Source organism: Bdellovibrio sp. GT3, assembly GCF_037996765.1.
GTDB lineage: Bacteria > Bdellovibrionota > Bdellovibrionia > Bdellovibrionales > Bdellovibrionaceae > Bdellovibrio.
On the sequence record NZ_JBBNAD010000004.1, the window covers coordinates 120166 to 139255 of the forward strand.

The window sequence follows — 19090 nt, forward strand, 5'->3', positions numbered from 1 at the left end:
TCGGATAATCTTTTTCTCTTGTATGGTCTTTCAAGGAGGAAGTAATGACGTTATCACTTTCAATTCAACTCGTTGCTGCGTTGCTGACTTTGGCATCAGTGACTGCATTTGGAAACACCAAATTACCTCTGGATAAACTAAAAATGCCGCCGGGGTTTGAGATTTCGGTGTGGGCGACGGTGCCTAATGCGCGGTCGATTGCGCAGGCTCCGGGTGGGCGGTTTTTTGTTGGGAATCGTGGCGAAGACAATGTCTACCTGGTTCAAAATGGCAAAGCCCAGGTGTTCGCTGAAAAGCTCAGTGTGCCGAATGGCGTGGCCTTCAAAGATGGAAAACTGTATGTGGCGCAGGTTTCGGAAATTCTGGAATTCAATGTTCCCGAAAAAGTCACAACACCACAAAAACCCGTCAGAACATTGACACAAAAATTTCCCACTGACGCCAGTCACGGTTGGAAGTTCATTCGCTTCGGTCCCGATGGAAAGCTGTATGTCCCGGTCGGGGCTCCTTGTAATATCTGTGATTTGGGCACCGAGTACGGGCGCATCTATCGCATCGATGTGAATGGCTCATCCAAGGAAGTCGTGGCCGAAGGTGTGCGCAACACGGTGGGCTTTGATTGGGATCCGGTCAGCAAAGATCTGTGGTTTACAGATAACGGTCGTGATTGGATGGGGGATGATTCGCCTCCAGACGAAATCAATCATCTGACCAAAGTGGGTGAGCATTTTGGCTTTCCGTACTGCCATGGCAAAAATATTCTGGATAAAGAATTCGGCAAGGGTAAAGACTGCAAGAACTATAAAGCCCCCGAGGCCGAGTTAAGAGCCCATGTAGCAGCGTTGGGAATGCGTTTTTATAACGGGAAAATGTTTCCTTCCGAGTACCAAGGCGGTATCATTTATGCTGAGCATGGCTCGTGGAATCGCAGTGCCCCCCAAGGTTATATGGTGGGATTTGCTTTCATCAAAGACGGCAAAATCACGACGGTAAAACCCTTGGTTGAGGGCTGGTTGCAAGTCGGCGATGCTTGGGGACGCCCGGTGGATGTCGAAGTGATGGAAGACGGTTCCGTCCTGATTTCTGACGACAAGGCCGGAGTCATTTATCGTCTTAGTTACAAGGCGCCAAAAGGAAAGTAAGTTTGTTGAAGTATCATTCCTCTGTTGATTTTCCAGATCCCCGCGACACGATGGCCGAAGGTATATTGGCCGTCGGGGGGACCTTGGATGTGGGGACGTTGTATACCGCTTACTCCAAAGGGATCTTCCCTTGGCCCCAGGTGGGCTTTCCGATGTTGTGGTTTTCCCCTGAAAAGCGGGGAGTTTTGTTTTTTGATGAGTTTCGTGCTCCGGAAAGTCTGCAAAGATTTCGTCGCAAAAATCCACAAATTACGTTTACAGCTAACAAAGACTTCGATCACGTGATGGACGAGTGTGCCCGGCAAATGCGTCCCGGTCAGGATGGCACATGGATCCTGCCGGTCATGAAGCGTGCTTATCACGAATTCAACAAAGCCGGCTTTTGTCTGTCCATCGAGGTTCGTGAAAATAATGTTCTTATCGGTGGCATCTACGGAGTGCTGGTCGAAGGTGTTTTCAGTGGTGAAAGCATGTTTTATCGTAAGCCCAACGCCTCAAAGCTCGCTCTGTGGTATTTGGTGGAGTATTTGGGCGCACAGGGCCACGGTTGGATTGATGTACAGATGGTTACGCCCGTCGTCGCGCAAATGGGCGGCCGATTGATTGATCGTGAGGAATACCTGCAAATGCTTGAAGAACGCCATGCCCAATCGGCGGTTGTGCCCTGATTTTGGAACCTGTCCTTGCGGTCCTGCTGCCTATGCATTAAGTTAGCCCCATGCCATTACTAAGTACTTATAAGCTTGAAAAGTCATTTGCGGGAAAAACTCTGTTTAAAAACGTCAGTCTGGGGATTGATGAAGGCGACCGCGTGGGTCTGGTGGGACCAAATGGTGCCGGTAAATCGACTCTGCTAAAAATTATCTCTGGTCGTATGAAGCCCGATGGTGGCGAAGTGACCATGAACAAAGGTTTGAAAATTGGTTTTTTAGATCAGACTCCGTTGTTTGAACCCGGCGTGAATATCCTGGATGCGATCATGGGCGATGCTGACTATAACGAACATATCGGACCGGCTTATGAGTGGCTGGCTCGGTTGGAGCTTTCCCAATTTGGAGAATCTTTCCTGGTGGAGGATCTTTCCGGTGGCTGGAGAAAGCGTGTGGCCCTGGCTCGTGAGTTGGTGCGTTCGCCGCAGTTGTTGTTGCTGGATGAGCCGACGAATCACTTGGATGTGACCAGCATCATGTGGCTCGAGGAGTTTTTGGCCAAAGCACAGTTTGCGACTTTGATCATAACGCATGACCGCTTGTTCTTGCAGCGTGTGACCAATAAAATTTTCGATCTGGATCCAAAAAATCCCAATTACTTGTTCGCGATTCCCGGAGACTACTCCAATTACGTGGAGGCCAAGGAATTGATGATGGCTGGACAAGAGGCCAAAGAGCTGACCATGAAGAACACGCTTCGTCGCGAGACCGAGTGGCTTCGTCGTGGTGCAAAAGCTCGTCAGACAAAACAAAAGGCCCGCATCGAGCGCGCGGGGGATTTGAAAAGTGACGTGCAGGATTTGTCGGCAAAAAATGCCAATCGCACGGTTAAAATTGAATTCAAAGATACCGAACGCAATCCACAAAAATTGATGGAACTTATTCACGTGACAAAAGCCTACGATGGTCGCGTGCTGTTTAAGGATTTTTCTTATTTGGTGACGCCAAAAACGCGCATGGCTTTGTTGGGTGATAACGGTTCCGGTAAATCCACTTTGATTCGCATTTTACTGGGCGAAGAAAAGCCGGACATGGGCGAAGTAAAACAATCAGAGCGTCTGAAAGTTGCTTACTTTGAACAAAACCGTCAGACCATCAATCCTAAAGTTTCAGTTCTAAAAAATATTTGCCCGGATGGCGACTACGTTCACTATCAAGGCAGTTACGTGTTTGCGCGCAGTTATCTGGAGCGCTTTCAGTTCAACCGTCAGCAAATGGATATGCCGGCTGAAAAACTTTCCGGTGGGGAGCAAGCGCGGTTGCGTATTGCCCAACTGATGCTGAATGAAGCCCAAGTTCTGGTACTGGATGAGCCCACCAATGACCTGGACGTACAGACGCTGGCGGTGTTGGAAGAATCCCTGCGCGACTTCGGTGGTGCGGTGATTTTAGTAACCCATGACCGTTACTTCATGGACCAAGTTGCGAAAGAAATTATCGCGATTCATAAAGACCCTGAAGGCAACACTTCCATGGAGCGTTTTGCCGGCTTCCTTCAATGGGAAGAATGGTACGAGGATCAAAAGGAACTTGAGGCCGCGAAGAAGAACGAAGAAAAGCAGGAGGCCAAAGCGGCCGCCGGTGGTAAAGCCAAAAAGTTAAGTTTTAAAGAAAAGTTCGAGCTGGAAAATATGGAAGCAAATATTGCAGTGTTGGAGGAAAAGCTTCAGGCTGCGCAAACACAAAGTATGCTTCCAGACTTTGCCAGCAACCCTAAAAAGATCCAAGAGTTATATAATGAAATTGCGAGCACTCAGGCCGAGATCGAGCGTCTATATGCCCGCTGGAGTGAATTGGAAGGTAAGTCCTAAAAAATCGGAGTCATATCCATGCAAACTGATTCTATTGCTCTGACCCAGACAGTACAAAAAGGTGGATGCGCAGCCAAAGTTGCCGCATCCGAACTTCGTAAAATCCTTCAAAAAGTAACATTTCCAAAATCACACGCTGCCTTGATGGTGGACGGTGGATTGTTTGACGATGCTGCCATCTATAAAGTCACCGATGAAATTGCCATGGTGCAGACATTGGATTTCTTTACTCCGATTGTCGACACGCCCAAATTGTTTGGACGAATTGCCGCCGCCAATGCACTGAGCGACGTATATGCGATGGGTGGCTTGCCTAAGACGGCCATGGGGATACTGGCATTTCCTGTTGCGACGATGCCTGATTCGGTCATTGTTGAAGTCATGCAGGGCGCCAGTGATGTAATCGCTGAAGCCGGTGCCAATTTTGTGGGTGGACATTCCATTGATGATGACACTTTGAAATTTGGTTTGTCAGTGACGGGCTTTGTGAATCCCCAAAAAGTTTGGTCCAATGATAAAGCGAAACCGGGGGACGCGCTTATCCTGACGAAGGCTCTGGGCACCGGCACGATGACTGCCGCATTGAAGCGTCGGGAAGCCACTGAAGGCGATATTTCCGAAGCCACAGCCAGCATGGGGACTTTAAATAATATTCTGGATTATTTAAGCGAAAACTCAAAAAATGCCATTAATGCCGCGACCGATATCACGGGATTTGCTTTTTCAGGACACAGCATGCAGTTGGCCAAGGCCAGTGAAGTCAGCTTGAAGGTCAACTTCGACAGGCTACCGATATTCAATAATGTCATGGCTTTTTTAGAAAAAGGTTTTTTGACGAAAGCTCATCGCACGAATGCGCAATACACCGAAAATGACGTCAACTTCGGCGCATTGTCTTCATTGCAAAAAACCGTATTGCACGACCCACAGACCAGCGGGGGGTTGTTGTTGTCAGTGCATCCTGATCAGGCAGAGGCTTTGATTGGCGAAATTAAATCCAAATTTGTCCATGCCAGTATCATCGGAGAAGTCGCGGCACCTTCTGCCGCAAGAGTTTCATTTGTCTAGGATTGCGACGTCAGAACTTAGGAAATTGTTTCTTGATAAGACACCATTGGTGGATGTCAGAGCTCCCGTGGAGTTTTCTGAAGGATCATTGCCCGGCGCCGTGAACCTGCCGATTATGGATGATGTTCAACGGGCCGCCGTCGGTACCACATATAAACGGGAAGGTCGGGAAGCAGCATTAGCTTTGGGACATCAGTTGGTATCTGGCGAAGTAAAAGAATCCCGTCTTCAACGTTGGGCCGCCTTTATTCGTGAAAACCCGGATACCGTGTTGTTCTGCTTTCGCGGGGGTCTAAGATCAAGGATTACGCAGACCTGGCTATCAGAAATGGGTGTCAATCGGCCTCTTATTGAAGGCGGTTACAAGGTCGCCCGGCAATTTCTTCGCGAGGCGGTGGACCAGAGCTCGCAAAAGCCTTTGTTAATTCTTTCTGGTCCTACTGGCAGCGCAAAAACAAAAGTTCTGAATCAGGCGAAAAGCTTTTATCCGTCGATTGATATGGAATCATTGGCCCATCATCGTGGATCTGCGTTTGGCGCGACGGCCAGCCCGCAGCCCACACAGATTGATTTTGAAAATTCGCTAGCCGTTGATTTCTTAAGACTGACATCCGTGGCATCAACCACCGGAATATTGCTTGAAGACGAAAGCCGTCTGATTGGTCGTTGTGCAGTTCCAGAGAATTTATTTAACCAGATGCGGGCGTCTGCTTTGGTCTATCTGGAAGAGCCGTTTGAACAACGGGTGGAGAACATATTCAATGACTATGTTGCTGGCACTGCCATTGGCAAGCGGGACGTGGAAGCTGCGCTAGGTGAATTTACAAAGTTTAAAAACGCTGTGAAGACAATATCCCGCAAACTGGGTGGACTTAGAGCCCAGGAAATACTGAATGATCTTGAGTTCTGTGAGCAAGACTATCTAAAACACCAAAAGTTGGATCAGAATCGTGTCTGGATTGAAAAACTCTTGCGATACTATTACGACCCGGCTTATTCGCAAAGCTTTGCCAAACGAAACCCTAAGGTATTAATGCGAGGACGAGGCGAAGCGGTCCTAAGCTACATCCAGAATCTTAAATAAAAAACCCAGCTTCTTTCGAGAGCTGGGTTTTTGTTTTGTAGGCTTTTAACGGGGACTAAACTAGCGAGATACGTTTGCGCACTTCGCTGGGTAGTTTTGACCCTTTTTGAAGTACATTTGACCTTCGATGCCGCCTTTAGCGTTCATGAAGTCAGCAGTGTATTCGCCGTTCGTCAAAGTACCTTTGAATACTGTGGAGTATCCGTTGTTTTGCGCAGGATACGTACCAGTCAGGCTCAAAGTCGCTGGAATGAAATCACTGCGGTAGATACCGGACAAGTCCGCTTTCAAGAAATCATTCTTGTCGTAGTTTCTTGTGAAAGAGCCCACCAATGTTGGGATTGTCGTGTTGTCAGCCGGGTTGCTACCCACTTTTTGTTCAAAGATGGAAAGTTTGATTTTCCCTTTGTAGCTTGGGATGCGCTGAGAAACTTCTTTAGTTGAAATCACGCAACCATAGTAAGTTCCAGAAATCGCTGTGTACTGTTCGCGCAGGCGATTGTAGTACTGCTCATCAGAACCGTTGCCTTCATTTGAAGATCCACCAATTGTGAACTTCAAAGAGATTTGGCCGATGATACCAGTGCGGGATTTAACCGTACCAGTGATGACACCGTTTTTGATAGTCCCGATGATGGATTGAACGTCATCGTTGGTGATTGCTTTGGTATTCAGAATGTTCAAAGTTCCAGTTTCTGGAACGTAGGCAACATCAAGATCAGTCAACGGAGCAGAAGCCGGGGATACACGAGTGTAAGCCGCTTTTTGCATGTGCTGGATTTTTGCAGAACCGTCAGTGTTTGTGCCGGTGTTGATGTTCAAAAGCAGCAAAGAAATCTGAACGATTTCTGTCGCGCCATTTTCACGGATCATATTGCCTTGGTAGGAACCTTCCACTTTACGGAAGTTTTCAGCTGCACGAATATTGTCTTCGTTCAATTTCTTGTTGAAATTGTCAGAGCCGTTGTTGTCGTTGTTAAATGCGCAAGCAGCAAGTGTAAGTACGCTTAGTGCTACGATAAGTTTTTTCAACATAAATTCCCCTGCCTATTTTTTTTCTTCTGACGTTTTTTCGTCAGGAATAAGTTCGTCTCTAGATGCAGCCCATTGGTTCAGCGCGATGTGGTAGCTTCCTACCGCCGTGATGTATTTGATTTGCGCAGTGAACTGGTTGTTAAGGGCCTGGATCAAGTTATTAATATCGGTTCTACCTTGAGAGTAGGAGCGGGTTAATTCGCTCACTGCTTTCTCACTGTAGTTTTTTTGCTTCTCAGCACTTTGCGCGATGGTGTACGCCGCTTGTGCCCGGCGCTCTGCCTGAATGTTCGTGTCGACAACTTCCATTTGTTGGCGTTGCAAACGCGTTTGTTGCAGGTCGCGGTTTAATTTGTTGTATACGATGCGCTCATTTTGGAAATCAGAGCCAAAGTTATACGCAAACTTCAAACCCACGTAGTAGTCCGGACGGGAGCCACCAGTAAGCTCCGAATAGGAATCTTCTGATTTTTCGCCCACACCCGTCGTGTACGCCTTACCGACAACATTCAAAGTTGGATAAGACAGGGATTTGGCCGCTGTCAGATTTTCTTCAGCCGCAGATACCAAAAGTTTTTGCGAGCGGATCTGGCGCAGATCTTCAGTGTTGATCGGTGGCAAGCTTGGAATCGGCGGCAATGCCATCGTCATTTCAAATTTAACTTCGGATTTTGGATCCAAAGCTAAAGAAGTCAAAAGATTTTCAACTGATGCAAGATACTCAGTGGAAGTCGATTTTACGATCTGCTCACGTGCCTCAAGTTCAGCCTGAGCCTGTGGCAAGTCCCCTGGATTGGAATAACCCAAAGAAGTTTTTCTGCGAACTGTGTCCGTCAATTTTTTATAACGATCACGGGCCGCCACGGCTTCCTTGAAGTTTTCCTGAGCGATATAAGATGACCAGAATTGGCTGATGGAAGAAAGCACCACCTCTTCCAGATCATTCGCACGAAGGATCTCGGAAGCTTTGTACGTCTCTTCAGCGCCATTCACGATACCACGATCCGCCACACCAAAGAAGTTACCCAGGATGGCTTGTTCAAGGATGATCCCTGCGCGATCCAAAGTCTGGTTCCCCGGAGGAACATTCGATCCCAATGCCGTGTCGTAGCTTGCGCTTTGGGAAAGGCGGTTCAATTCAAGTGTTGCCGCAGTTCCAGTTGTGAACTTCTTCCCGAACTGCAACAAGGTGTCGTAGCGTTCAATTTTATTGTGTGGATCCAGGGTTTGCGACGTCAGAAGCTGGGCTCTTTTGTCGAGCTCATAACCAGTGGACGCAGTCAAAAGCCAGTCGTAAGTGGAAAGAGTTTGGACCAATGGAAACTTTTGCTGTTGGTATTGTAGATTTACTTCTTTAGTGCGGTAACCTTGTTGCAAAGCCAGCTCAGCCACTTTCTTTTGAGAAAGAGTGATGACGTTTGCCGGCGCCACTGGCTGTTGAGCCATCGCCGTCGAGGTTGCGCAAAGAAGAAGGATGATTTTTTTTACCATGATACTTTAGTTCCTAATTCAAAGTTGTCTTTTTGCAGAGCGATCTCAGTTTGGTCACGCAATTCTCTTTGAGACCATTCTGTGAAGACCGACCATTTTTTCGTCAAGCGGAAGTCTAAACCGTAATTAAGGGCGTTGTAAGAGGCTTGTTTGGAAAACTTCGCAAAATCATTATTGGAAGATTGCGTGTAGTTTACCGTGCCGTACTGCGGTGCCACAGTGACTGCCAACCAAGCAAGTTTGGCATGACGTACGCTTAGAACCACTCCACCGGAAAGTAGAGATGTGTTCAAACGAGCATCGTCAACAACCACACCCGATGGCATAACAGCTGAAACACTTTGAGTTGCCAGGGAGCCGTTGAAACGAAGGCCACCGCTGATTAAAATATTTTTCAAGTTCAATTCAGAACTCATCACTCCCAACATCAAACCTGGCATGAATGTCTGATCATTTTGCGAAAGATCAAAAGTTCCTGCAGAGTCCGTCGTTACCGTGCCTTTTGACTGGAATTGTTGGCCAGTGAAACCAGCGATGTATTGCCAAGGGCGTGACACGATTTCAGGTTTTGGATCTTTTAGAACCATCATGCCTGTTTGAGCATCAGTTGCTGAAGCCGTGGCGATACCTTTAGCTTTAGTTTCGTTCAAAGCGGCGTCACGCAAAGAGATAGAAGTGGATTGAGCCCAGCTGACTGCTGCAAAAGTGGATAGGGAAACGAACAGGAATACATTCGTCGCGCGAGAGAATTTCATAGAGTCTCCGAGGTTTTGAAGTGCGGTCATAAATAGTCTTCCAGACGAGGCATGTCAATGATTGATTAGTCGCCTAAGTATTGATTAGTTGTCCTTAGGAATCAGAGACGAATACGGGTCGTGAATTCACATTTGTTCATGGTTGCTGCGACCTTGATTTGTTACACTAGTTTGGATGATTTAGGACCAGGGAGTGGTTTATGAGAATTTCAGATATTTCCATCAAGAATCCAGTATTTGCATGGATGTTGATGTTTGGCTTGATGATCTTTGGATTGATCTCGTTTTCAAGGATGGGGCTTAGCCAACTGCCGGATGTGGATTTTCCTACGGTTTCAGTGAGTGTGACTTTGGATGGCGCGGCCCCCGAAGTTATGGAGACTCAGGTTGTAGATGTTATAGAAAGTGCACTGATGGGAGTCGAAGGGGTCCAAAGTATCACCTCGAGTTCCAAGACCGGATCGGCAACTATTACAGTGGAATTCTCCCTGGATCGGAACATTGATCTTGCTTTGCAAGACGTGCAAGCGAAGGTTTCCGGTGCGCAAAGACAGCTGCCGGATGAAGTTGATCCTCCGACAATCTCCAAAACCAATCCGGATGATCAGCCGATTCTGTGGCTTGCGCTTACTTACGACAAAGGCGATCTGGAATTCTTAATGAAGTATGCCCGTGACTATCTGAAAGATCGTTTTACGACAGTGGATGGCGTGGGTGATATCTTTTTGGGTGGTTATACAGATCCGGTTTTGCGCGTGTTCGTGAACACCAAAAAACTTCCTCAGTACAATATCTCAGTCAATGACGTGATCGATGCGATCAAGGCCGAGCACTCGGAAGAGCCGGGTGGATACATTGAAACTGAAAAAAGCAATTACAATGTGCGCACCATGGGTGAGGCAAAAACCATCAATGAGTTTGAAAACATCGTGATCAGCAAGCGCGCCGGTCGTCAGATGTCAGACTCCATTAACATGGTAAAAATCGGCCAGGTGGCCGATGTCAGCATGGGGCTTGATAAGATCACACGCATTTCGCGCTTTAATGGCGAAACAGCGTTGGGTCTGGGTATTCGTAAGCAGCGTGGTACCAATGCGGTGGCGGTTGCCAAGGCGGTGAAAGCCAAAGCTGAAGAGATTCAATCACAATTGCCTGAGGGCATGAAGATTCATGTGAACTTTGACAGCACTCAGTTCATTGAAAAATCTGTGGGCGAGCTGACTCATCACTTGGTGTTGGCAGTCATCCTGACCTCGTTGGTGTGCTGGGCCTTTCTGGGTTCGTGGTCTGCGACCTTCAACGTTTTACTCTCTATCCCGACATCACTGTTGGGGGCCTTCATTGGTTTGTACTTCCTGGGTTACACACTAAATACATTCACTCTTTTGGGTTTAACTCTGGCGATTGGTATCGTCGTCGATGACGCCATCATGGTTCTGGAAAATATATTCAGGTACAACGAAGACGGGCGGGGGCAGATTGAGTCTGCGATCTTAGGGGCTCGCGAGATCTCATTTGCCGCGATGGCGGCAACCGCTGCGGTTATTGCGATCTTCCTTCCGGTGGCCTTCATGAAAGGCATCATCGGAGCTTTCTTCATGCAATTCGGGGTGACGATTTCCATTGCGGTATTCCTGTCGTTGGTGGAGTCATTGACAATCACACCAATGCGTTGTGCGGGTTTTGTTCATCACGGTGAGCGCTCGACAAAAATCGGCAAGGCCTTTGAAACTTTCATGGAAACTATGAAGGTCGGCTACGAAAAATGGCTGCGCAAATCTTTGAACCTGCGTTGGACTGTGATCCTGGCTTCTTTGGTGTTTGTGGCGATTTCGTTTGTGTCCATCAAGTTCCTGGTGAAGGAAATGTCACCTGCGCAGGATCAAAGTATTTTCCTGGCGCGCATTGTGCTTCCGGTGGGAAGCTCTTTGGCCTATACAAATGGTCAAGTGAAACAAGCTGAAGCCTGGTTGAAGACTCGCCCGGAAGTTAAGCAGGTCTTTGCAAGTATTGGTGGATTCGGGGGCGGTATCTCTGACGCCAACACGGCGATGATGTTTATCACCATGAAGGATTACAAAGATCGTCCGAAGGACGAAAAAACCGGTAAGCGTTTAAGTCAGCAGCAATTCATGCAAGTGACCCGTGAAGCGTTCAGCAAAATTAAAGACGTGCGTCCGATTTTGATGGATATGTCTCAGCGTGGTTTCTCAAGTGGTCGTGGTTACCCGATCGAGTTCACTGTTATGGGCTCAGATTGGGAGAAGCTTGCAGGTTATTCGCAAAAAATCATGGAAGAGATGACGAAGACAGGCATGATGGTCGATGTGGATTCCAACTACTTGTTGGGTATGCCAGAGATCCAGGTGAAACCGGATCGCCTGGCGGCAGCTCAGCACGGTGTCAGCGTGGCTTCCATCGGAACAACGGTCAGTGCTTTGATTGGTGGAGTGAAAGCCGGGGAGTATCCTGAAGGTGGACATCGCTACGATATCAAAGTTCAGCTGGATACCAAAAAAGAAGATGCGATGGTCGAGATCAAAAGACTTTTGATCGGAAACACGAATGCCAACTTGATTCCAATTGATCGTGTGACCAAGCAGGAAACTACCAAGGCGTTGCAAAGTATCTCGCGCTCCAACCGTCAGCGTGCGATTTCCATCACGGCCAATTTAAAGCCGGGTGCTTCGCAACAAGAGGCCATGGAAAGAATCGAGAAAATTGCCAAGAGCACGTTAGAGCCGGGTTACATGATTGAGCAACAGGGTTCTTCAAAGACTTTCCAAGAGTCTTTCCAAAGTTTGATCTTTGCGTTGATCATGGGTTTGGTGATTGCCTACATGGTTCTGGCTTCGCAGTTCAATTCATTTATTGATCCAGTGACGATCCTGATGGCGCTGCCGTTCAGTTTCTCGGGGGCATTTTTTGCGCTTCTGATCACGGGTCAGTCTTTGAATATGTACTCGATGATCGGATTGTTGCTTTTGATGGGTATCGTGAAAAAGAACTCGATCCTGTTAATCGAATTCACCAACACCGTTCGTGACCGCGGAACATCCGAGGCAAATGCGGCTTTGATTGAAGCGTGTCCGATCCGTTTGCGTCCGATCCTGATGACATCCATTGCGACCATCGCTGCCGCGGTTCCATCAGCAACTGCGACCGGTGCTGGTTCCGAAACCATGCGTCCGATGGCTTTGTGTCTGATCGGGGGCGTACTTGTATCGACGATCTTAACGTTGTTCGTGGTTCCATGTGTGTATTCACTGATGGATCGCTTCAGAAAACGTGATGAGGTCCGCGAAAAAACCCGCCAAGCCTTCGCCGCCGTCGGCGACGAAGCTCTTTAGGGTGCCAGGTCCTACTTACGGAAGCGGTACAGAACCGATATCGGTTCTGCCTAATATTTTGACGATCGGGTAAATTTGAAAAAGTCATAATTCGTAACGGGGTTAACTTTTTGATTCTGCTATATTCGCGGTATCAAATAGGAGTATTCCAAATGAAATCAATGATCTTTGCTTTGGCTTTTTTGATGGTTGGTACGGCGTCTGCTTCTGTAACTTCGGTTAAAGTGTGCAACCCTAATAACGGTGGCGAAGCTGCTTTGGTGGTTGTGAAGGGCGATGTTTTGTCAGTCACTTCTGAAGGTAAAAAACCGCATTCTGAAAAGGTTCTGGAAGTGCTGGAAGCCAGCGAGTCAGACTTGAAAGAAATGGCAAGTTTTTACGGCCTTGAAGGCAGCCTAGTTTCTGCAACATCTTATATTTTCGCGGAATCCGGAGTGGTGTTGGCAGTGGATAGCAAGGGCATCCAATACTTCCTTACTGCAATGGGCGTTGGCGGTACTTCTAAAAGCTGCAAATAGTAAGGTTCAGCGGCTTCGGAACTTTTAGATTAAAAGGCATTGGTTATATCCAATGCCTTTTTTTTATAGATACAGCTTACCCGGAGATAGCACCTCAGGAATACCCAAGTGAGTCATCATCGAGTTCCCAAACTTCGAAAATGACCCGCCTTCCAGTTGAAAGTGACGAATAAGATCGACCATCCAATAGGGGATTTTCTTTTCGCACTTAAGTTCCAGAATGACATTGCAATCGGGCTGCTCAAACGAAGCCGGATGATCATAATGACTTAATAGCTGTTCATCGGGTTTCACACACCAGTCGTTCATCTCCTGATAGCGCAAATCCCGATCAAATGTGACACGGGCGTAGTCATCAACCACAGACAGGTAAGCTTTGCGCCGGTATTGGGTCAAAATCACCGGGGCTGTATTGTAGGTCATTTTGACTCTTAGAAACTCTTCCAGATTTGCGCGTGAACTTCCCTTTACGTGCTCTGGTATAGTTCCCCATTCTAATATCTCGGCCCAGTTTTCCTCGTGGACCAAGGCGCGCTTCTTGCGCACGAATTCTTGCAGCTTGTATTTGATTTCAAAGAAATAGGGCGGTTTGGGATTGTCACCGTAAGAGCGAATCCGCATATTGAAATTAAATGCGTTCGCAGATTCTTTGAAGCGCAGTAAATACAAAGAGGGCGTATCCAGATAAAGACTGTTGATGGTGTAGTGCTTGTCCGGAGATACCGTCGAGTAATAGTCCATCTCACAATAGGCTTCCAGGAAACGGGAAATCGGCTCTACCATCGAGGCGGGAATTAGGTACTTTAATTCATACCGCTCCAACGCCAGCGGGGAAACGGGGCCGCTCACAGTTTAACCACTTTCAGGGATTTGCTAAGGTGATTTTTTTCTGGCTCCGCAGCCAGTCGTTCGCTTTCAAGCAGGTAGTCGACAAACAACGTCAGGATCTCCTGCTGCTGACTTAACAGATCCAATTCACCTTGCTCCTGCATTAACTTGTTTTCCAGCACAGATAAGGTGTCAGCACCCTTTACCTTGCCGCTTTCTTTCAAGCCGGCACTGGACATCTTGTAAAGCCCGGCTAAATTCAAAATTTGGTTCTTCAAATTCAGCAAACGGTCCTTACTGTCATCCACTTCTTTTTGCTTCAAGGCTTTTTTTAGAATCAGTTCATTCTGCTTTTGTCGGGAGAGGTCGTCGGACCCAAGATGCGGCAACTGCACGGTCACCTCAAACTTGTATCCGATCTCGTCCTCTTTGCGAGTTTGGGAAATATCCATTCCCTTGATCCACTGGTCCTCACGACCCCGCAGAATTTCAAGCTCGCGGCTGTAGTCGTTAAATTCGGTTTGCGAGATTCTTGCTGACAGGGAAGTTTCGGGTAGGGGAATGCTGCCGACCGAGTCCACCACTTCTTGCACACTGAGCAAATCAAAACCAGTCAAAGATTCATCCGACCAGGAGGGCACCCAGGATTTAATTTTTTTCGTGGCCACTTTGTTTTCCTGGGTAATAACGTTTTCAAGGCGTTTTAGCTTGTAGATGTCACCCTGTGCGCCCAAAAAAGATTTTGTGGAGGCACGGCCTGCACGCAGCGAAAGACTTTGCGCCTTTAGATATCCCTCTGACAGTTTGAGCGAGTTTTCCAGGACGGCCATTTTTTTATGACTGATTTCATAGGAAACCAAATTCAGATAGCGTTCGTGCAAAGCCCAGGCAAGTGAAGCGTCTTTCAAAACTTTTCGACCGGCTTCTGGAGTGGAACCCAATTTCCATTCGGGCCAGGAGCGGAACTGAAACTTTACTCCCAGTTCGTACTCGTTCTTTTTGTCTTCGGTTTCAACACTGGCAAAACCCTCTACATTGCGCAGGGGATTGCGAGTGTCGGTGGTGCGCATTTCCTCCTGGGAAACAAAGGCCGAGTCGGACCAGGCGGTTTTCAATACCTGCTCGGGAGTCACGGCAAATGAAGAAATTCCCCCTAGAAGGAGCCAGCTTAGAAACATCAAGGAGTTCCTTTTTCTGCACCCATGCTGACAACGGCATAGGGGCTGGAGCCTTTGCTATCAAAAACTGCAAATATCTGATGTGTTTCAGGATGAATAGCCAAGCCCTCCAGATGAGGCACTTGGAACTCATGAAGCAACTCGGTCTGAGTAGTGCGCGCATTCAACTTCCAGATGGCGCTGCAAGATGATTTCCGGCAACTGGAAGCCACGTAAAACGAATCCCCTTGTTTGATCAGATCGGTCAAAACCGATTCAACATCCTGATGGGGGAGCTTCATTTGAAAACGGGCGGCAAGGGTGACTTGCGCAGGCTTCAATGTTCCCGAAAAGACCGAGGCAAAGTCAGTAACCTTCAGAATCATCCCTTCGTTGCGCTGAAGCACAGGTCCTTTCAGTGCCAGGTACAGGACATTCTTGTCTATGGTGTGTCCTTCGATTTCAAAACCCTCTTTGCCCGCCTGCAGATCCGCCTCATAGATGGATTTTAGGACTGGATCTTGAGAGTCGCGAAGTACCTGTAACAGAGGCGTGCGCAGATCCACATGATGTTCAATCTTGTAGCTGAGTCCGTGGCGCTTGATCTGTGCAAAAATGTGTCGTTCGTCTTTTAGCTTTCCTTTTTTTGTCTTCGACAGGGAGCTGAGCAAATACAAGTTGTCCCCTTCTGTGGACACGGACTCGATGTCGGCCATTGTGGGCATTCCCGGCAGCTGAATTTGATGCGGCTGAAGCTGACCTTGTTCATTCATCAAGAACAAGACCGGATGGTCCTCCGGATAGTCGTCAGAAATGAGCGCAAACTGTTTCAGTTCAGGGATAAAAACAATTCCCGACATCTCGGGCTTGAATGTTTCAACGATATTCAACGGAATATCCATTTCACGTGGATCCTGTTGATTCAGATCTGAATTTGATAGGGCCTCGTCCGCGTAGGCACGGCTTAGCAATGACAGGCTCCATTTCTTCTGCACAAAAACTTTTTCTCCCAGAAGAAATTCATTATTGCGGGGGATCTTGATGACGACTTCGCGTCCCCAGGCAGCCAAGGTCTGAATCCGTAACAGGCGCTCAGGAATCTGCACAATGCGTGAACCGATGCTAACCACAGAACCACGCGTGACCTTGCCTCCAGCGGAATTCACTTCGACCACTTGACCCACTTTCAGGGTCGAGGAAAGGTTTTCATTGATATATCCATTTACATAGGTGGGATTTAGGGGAACCAAAGTTATCAGCGGAGCAAAAGCAGGTGCTTTTTCGCCGTTTTTGAAATTCACGGCACCTACGGCGCCATCGACTTCGGCAAAGACGAAAAGATTTTTCATGCGACCTTCAATCAAAGCCATTTCTTTGCGTGCATCCTCGAGGTCCACCAATAAGGGGTCGGCCTGTGGAGCTAAATGACCCAGGTCCTTAACGACGCCGGCTAATTGCTGGCGCAGGTGCATTTCGGCGTTGAGTTTGTCATAGCGACTTTTTAGCACCCGCAACTGGGATTCCCACTCAGACTGACCCAATTCAGCAAGTAAATCGCCTTTGCGCACGATCTGACTGGGCAAAACATAGATGTGCTTGATTTCAACGGGACTGTCAAAATTGACTTGGAACTCACGGGATTCGGCGACTCCTAGAATACTCACAGGGTCCGATCCCAGAATGAAGCCTAAAATCAAAACCAGAAAAACGGCAGCACTCCAGCAGCCCAATAAGAATCGGTTCTCGGTTCCGACGACCTCAGAAAATTTCACTTTACACCTCGATCACGGATTCTTGATTCATAAAATTCAAACCGCGCACTGAAGTAATGCGTCCCAGTTCTTCCACCAAATCCGCAGAAGTCTGACAGGGTTTTAAGCGTACTTGATAGGAATAATCCAGACGTTCTCCCTGACCCATTTCGCGGATCGTGGCCAATGCAAAATGTCGGCAGGATTTTTCAAGAACCCCTTCCACCTCACGCTGATCTGATCCTGATCGCGACAAATTCAAACGCAGCAAACCATCAAACTGAGGTCCCGCAGCGAAGGGGGACTTTTGCAAAACTGTCAGAGCCAGAATAAAGCAGATCGTTCCCAGGATAGCGATGCCATAGGCGTGAACTCCGGAGGACAAACCCACCGCGAGCGAGGCAAAAATAAAGAACATATCACGGGGGTCTTTGACATTGGTGCGAAAGCGCAACAAAGACAAAGCCCCGATCATACCAATACCTCGGGCCACATTATCACCAATCGCCTGCATGGCGATGGCAATCACAATCGGTAGCAGCACAAGGCCATGCAGAAAGTTCAGTGAATAGGAAAGCCCACGGAAGGTTTTCACATAAGCGACCGCCAAGGCCGTGCCCAGAATAAAGCTTAGCAGGAAGGCATAGATGATCGAAATCCACGTCGGGTTGGCAAAGGATGAATTAAGAACGGAAAAGTCCAACATACTAGAATTGACCCTCACACACGCCCGGTGTTGTTGTTAGCACGGGATTCGGATAGGCCGAGAAATAGTCCGCCATGTCCAAATCCAGAAACAGAGTTCCAGTTTTGCAACCACGATAGAGGGCACGGTAAAGACTTAGCAGGTTGTGTTTAAAGACTTTGTATTCACCCGAAGTAAACTGCAAAGTCGACATAAAATAGTCCTGCATAGCTGCCTGACTTTCTGCTGTGCCAAACACCTGTCCATAAAGCGCGATCACACCCTTGTAAGTACGGGGAGCGAAATGTCGCAACACCATGGTGGAATTCAAGTATAGATCTGCATTGTCCTTCCAGGTGTCATAGGTGGCAGACGTTTTTTTGACATCAGCGATCAAGTGATATTTTCTTGCAACGTTCAGATCAAAGCCACCATCGTTGTCTTTTAGAAGCATGACTTTCATGGAAACTCCGGTTTGCTTGATGGCATTCAGTTTTTCCACTTCCTCCGGTGTCAACGTGTTGGCAGGTTTCGCCAGAAGTTCTTTATACTTTTTCTCGGACATATCATCCAAGGTGCCTTGTGCCGTTTTAAAGAACTGGCGACGTTTGAATGCTACATTACCGATACGATCAGACTGATTCATCAGGAAGTCCAAAACCAGCATGTTGGAGGTATCCTGCATGCCTTGCAGCTTTTGTCCTGATTTTGCCAAGTCTCTATTGCCCAGGATTTGTGTGATCGGACGAGCATCTTTCACCAATGGCCAGTAGACGCTGCTGTTACGGAACTGATCGATGCGGGTTTTGTACTGTTTTAATCCCGAAACTTCGCCGTAAGATTCTTCATTGCCAGGATTTTCCGCCAAAACACCAAAGACCTGTTGCTTGCCCTGGGTCAGGATCAGATTATTCCAATGCTCCGAAGAACTGTCCAAAAATCCGCGGCGCTTTCCAACACTGTAAAAGGATGGAGGCACAAGACTTAAGCCATGAGGTGGCTTGGTGTAGACGTCAGGGAGTTGGGATACGTTTCCATGTTTTGCGCGAACCAGATGGCCAATCTGATAATGCCAGTAGCGATTGATGATGGTTTTGCCCATTTGCAAACTGAGGTAGCGACCGGCCAACGCCTGATCCAGAACCGTGTCTATATCAACCGTGCGCAGAACAACCGGCGGAATGTCGACCGCCTTAAAAAGCTGATTCAGACGGGAATAACCCAAAATACTACCCACGGAAACACCCGGAGATGCAAATTTGAATTTGGCCTCTTTATCCGGATATCCCGCGCGGGCTTTTAATTTCTTTTTATCAGGGCGGTTTAGAGTGCAGACGGTTTTTTGGAACTGCGCCTCACTCATGCCTTTTGGAATTTTAAAATATTCGATGGCGACCGAGGTGCTATTCACCTTAGGGCAGGCATAGAAGTTTTGATTTTTCGGGTGATCACTGCTGGTGGCATAAAGATTCAGGCCGCAAAGTCCGTCTTCGTCCTTATCGATCTTTGGTTCAAGTCCCGGAAGTCTTTGCAGCAGATAACATTTTTCCGGAAGAGCCTTACCTGAAACTTCCAAGTTGTACGTTCTTACAGCGCGACTGTCGTAAGGATCCAGATAGCTGTGAGCGTAGTTACCAAAAAGCGCAATTGAAATGAATGCAGCAAGCATGATTCGGCCTCCGTATATGAAATACGGAGACTAGAA

15 protein-coding genes are annotated in these 19090 nt (G+C 47.7%); 7 read left to right on the plus strand and 8 right to left on the minus strand.

Annotated elements, in window-relative coordinates:
• Positions 1-44 precede the first annotated feature (44 nt).
• The 5 genes from AAAA73_RS02220 to mnmH are packed head-to-tail and all read left to right on the plus strand — an operon-like array spanning position 45 to position 5815.
• Positions 45-1142, plus strand: a complete 1098-nt coding sequence (locus AAAA73_RS02220) for a PQQ-dependent sugar dehydrogenase (protein WP_340596520.1) — start codon at positions 45-47, stop codon at positions 1140-1142.
• A gap of 2 nt (positions 1143-1144) precedes the next feature.
• On the plus strand, positions 1145-1810 hold the full coding sequence (gene aat / locus AAAA73_RS02225; RefSeq protein WP_340596521.1) for a leucyl/phenylalanyl-tRNA--protein transferase: 666 nt from the start codon (positions 1145-1147) through the stop codon (positions 1808-1810).
• A gap of 50 nt (positions 1811-1860) precedes the next feature.
• A complete protein-coding gene (abc-f, locus tag AAAA73_RS02230; protein ID WP_340596522.1) occupies positions 1861-3663 on the plus strand; it encodes a ribosomal protection-like ABC-F family protein in 1803 nt (600 codons plus the stop codon).
• An 18-nt stretch (positions 3664-3681) separates the two neighbouring features.
• Entirely contained in the window at positions 3682-4731 is a 1050-nt protein-coding gene (gene selD, locus AAAA73_RS02235) for a selenide, water dikinase SelD (RefSeq protein WP_340596523.1), read from the plus strand.
• Positions 4673-5815 carry a tRNA 2-selenouridine(34) synthase MnmH gene (mnmH, locus tag AAAA73_RS02240; RefSeq protein WP_340596524.1) on the plus strand — a complete coding sequence of 381 codons (1143 nt, stop codon included), beginning with the start codon at positions 4673-4675 and terminating at the stop codon, positions 5813-5815. The genes selD and mnmH overlap by 59 nt, the downstream gene beginning before the upstream one ends.
• Before the next feature lie 60 nt (positions 5816-5875).
• Here the strand turns inward: mnmH and AAAA73_RS02245 are convergent, their stop codons facing one another.
• From AAAA73_RS02245 to AAAA73_RS02255, 3 genes are read right to left on the minus strand one after another with little or no spacing between them, the layout of a single operon-like run.
• Positions 5876-6850, minus strand: coding sequence for a hypothetical protein (locus AAAA73_RS02245; RefSeq protein ID WP_340596525.1), 975 nt, complete (start codon positions 6848-6850; stop codon positions 5876-5878).
• A 12-nt stretch (positions 6851-6862) separates the two neighbouring features.
• The gene (locus AAAA73_RS02250; RefSeq protein ID WP_340596526.1) at positions 6863-8341 is read right to left on the minus strand and encodes a TolC family protein; all 1479 of its coding nucleotides are present in this window, start codon (positions 8339-8341) and stop codon (positions 6863-6865) included.
• Positions 8335-9096 carry a hypothetical protein gene (locus AAAA73_RS02255; protein ID WP_340596527.1) on the minus strand — a complete coding sequence of 254 codons (762 nt, stop codon included), beginning with the start codon at positions 9094-9096 and terminating at the stop codon, positions 8335-8337. The genes AAAA73_RS02250 and AAAA73_RS02255 overlap by 7 nt, the downstream gene beginning before the upstream one ends.
• Positions 9097-9296: 200 nt before the next feature.
• Here AAAA73_RS02255 and AAAA73_RS02260 point away from each other — a divergent pair, with 200 nt between their 5' ends.
• Both AAAA73_RS02260 and AAAA73_RS02265 read left to right on the plus strand, forming a co-directional pair.
• Positions 9297-12446: an efflux RND transporter permease subunit gene (locus AAAA73_RS02260; protein WP_340596528.1), complete on the plus strand. Its 3150-nt coding sequence runs from the start codon at positions 9297-9299 to the stop codon at positions 12444-12446.
• A 152-nt stretch (positions 12447-12598) separates the two neighbouring features.
• Positions 12599-12964, plus strand: a complete 366-nt coding sequence (locus tag AAAA73_RS02265) for a hypothetical protein (RefSeq protein WP_340596529.1) — start codon at positions 12599-12601, stop codon at positions 12962-12964.
• A 63-nt stretch (positions 12965-13027) separates the two neighbouring features.
• On the opposite strand, the gene AAAA73_RS02270 is transcribed toward AAAA73_RS02265, so the two are convergent.
• The 5 genes from AAAA73_RS02270 to AAAA73_RS02290 are packed head-to-tail and all read right to left on the minus strand — an operon-like array spanning position 13028 to position 19054.
• Positions 13028-13813, minus strand: coding sequence for a polyphosphate polymerase domain-containing protein (locus AAAA73_RS02270; protein ID WP_340596530.1), 786 nt, complete (start codon positions 13811-13813; stop codon positions 13028-13030).
• Positions 13810-14970, minus strand: a complete 1161-nt coding sequence (locus AAAA73_RS02275) for a hypothetical protein (protein ID WP_340596531.1) — start codon at positions 14968-14970, stop codon at positions 13810-13812. Before AAAA73_RS02275 ends, AAAA73_RS02270 begins: the two co-directional genes overlap by 4 nt.
• Positions 14970-16721, minus strand: coding sequence for an HlyD family secretion protein (locus AAAA73_RS02280; protein ID WP_340596532.1), 1752 nt, complete (start codon positions 16719-16721; stop codon positions 14970-14972). Before AAAA73_RS02280 ends, AAAA73_RS02275 begins: the two co-directional genes overlap by 1 nt.
• A 1-nt stretch (position 16722) precedes the next feature.
• Positions 16723-17406, minus strand: coding sequence for a DUF4956 domain-containing protein (locus AAAA73_RS02285; RefSeq protein WP_340596533.1), 684 nt, complete (start codon positions 17404-17406; stop codon positions 16723-16725).
• Position 17407: 1 nt separating this feature from the next.
• Complete coding sequence (locus AAAA73_RS02290; protein ID WP_340596534.1) at positions 17408-19054, minus strand: hypothetical protein; 1647 nt, start codon at positions 19052-19054, stop codon at positions 17408-17410.
• Positions 19055-19090: the final 36 nt, after the last annotated feature.

Bases quoted from the DNA above. Each gene is read 5' to 3' on its own strand.
- AAAA73_RS02220 (WP_340596520.1), top strand. From the start codon at position 45: ATGACGTTATCACTTTCAATTCAACTCGTTGCTGCGTTGCTGACTTTG.
- abc-f (WP_340596522.1), top strand. From the start codon at position 1,861: ATGCCATTACTAAGTACTTATAAGCTTGAAAAGTCATTTGCGGGAAAA.
- selD (WP_340596523.1), top strand. From the start codon at position 3,682: ATGCAAACTGATTCTATTGCTCTGACCCAGACAGTACAAAAAGGTGGA.
- mnmH (WP_340596524.1), top strand. From the start codon at position 4,673: ATGCCAGTATCATCGGAGAAGTCGCGGCACCTTCTGCCGCAAGAGTTT.
- AAAA73_RS02245 (WP_340596525.1), bottom strand. From the start codon at position 6,850: ATGTTGAAAAAACTTATCGTAGCACTAAGCGTACTTACACTTGCTGCT.
- AAAA73_RS02250 (WP_340596526.1), bottom strand. From the start codon at position 8,341: ATGGTAAAAAAAATCATCCTTCTTCTTTGCGCAACCTCGACGGCGATG.
- AAAA73_RS02255 (WP_340596527.1), bottom strand. From the start codon at position 9,096: ATGAAATTCTCTCGCGCGACGAATGTATTCCTGTTCGTTTCCCTATCC.
- AAAA73_RS02260 (WP_340596528.1), top strand. From the start codon at position 9,297: ATGAGAATTTCAGATATTTCCATCAAGAATCCAGTATTTGCATGGATG.
- AAAA73_RS02265 (WP_340596529.1), top strand. From the start codon at position 12,599: ATGAAATCAATGATCTTTGCTTTGGCTTTTTTGATGGTTGGTACGGCG.
- AAAA73_RS02275 (WP_340596531.1), bottom strand. From the start codon at position 14,970: ATGTTTCTAAGCTGGCTCCTTCTAGGGGGAATTTCTTCATTTGCCGTG.
- AAAA73_RS02285 (WP_340596533.1), bottom strand. From the start codon at position 17,406: ATGTTGGACTTTTCCGTTCTTAATTCATCCTTTGCCAACCCGACGTGG.
- AAAA73_RS02290 (WP_340596534.1), bottom strand. From the start codon at position 19,054: ATGCTTGCTGCATTCATTTCAATTGCGCTTTTTGGTAACTACGCTCAC.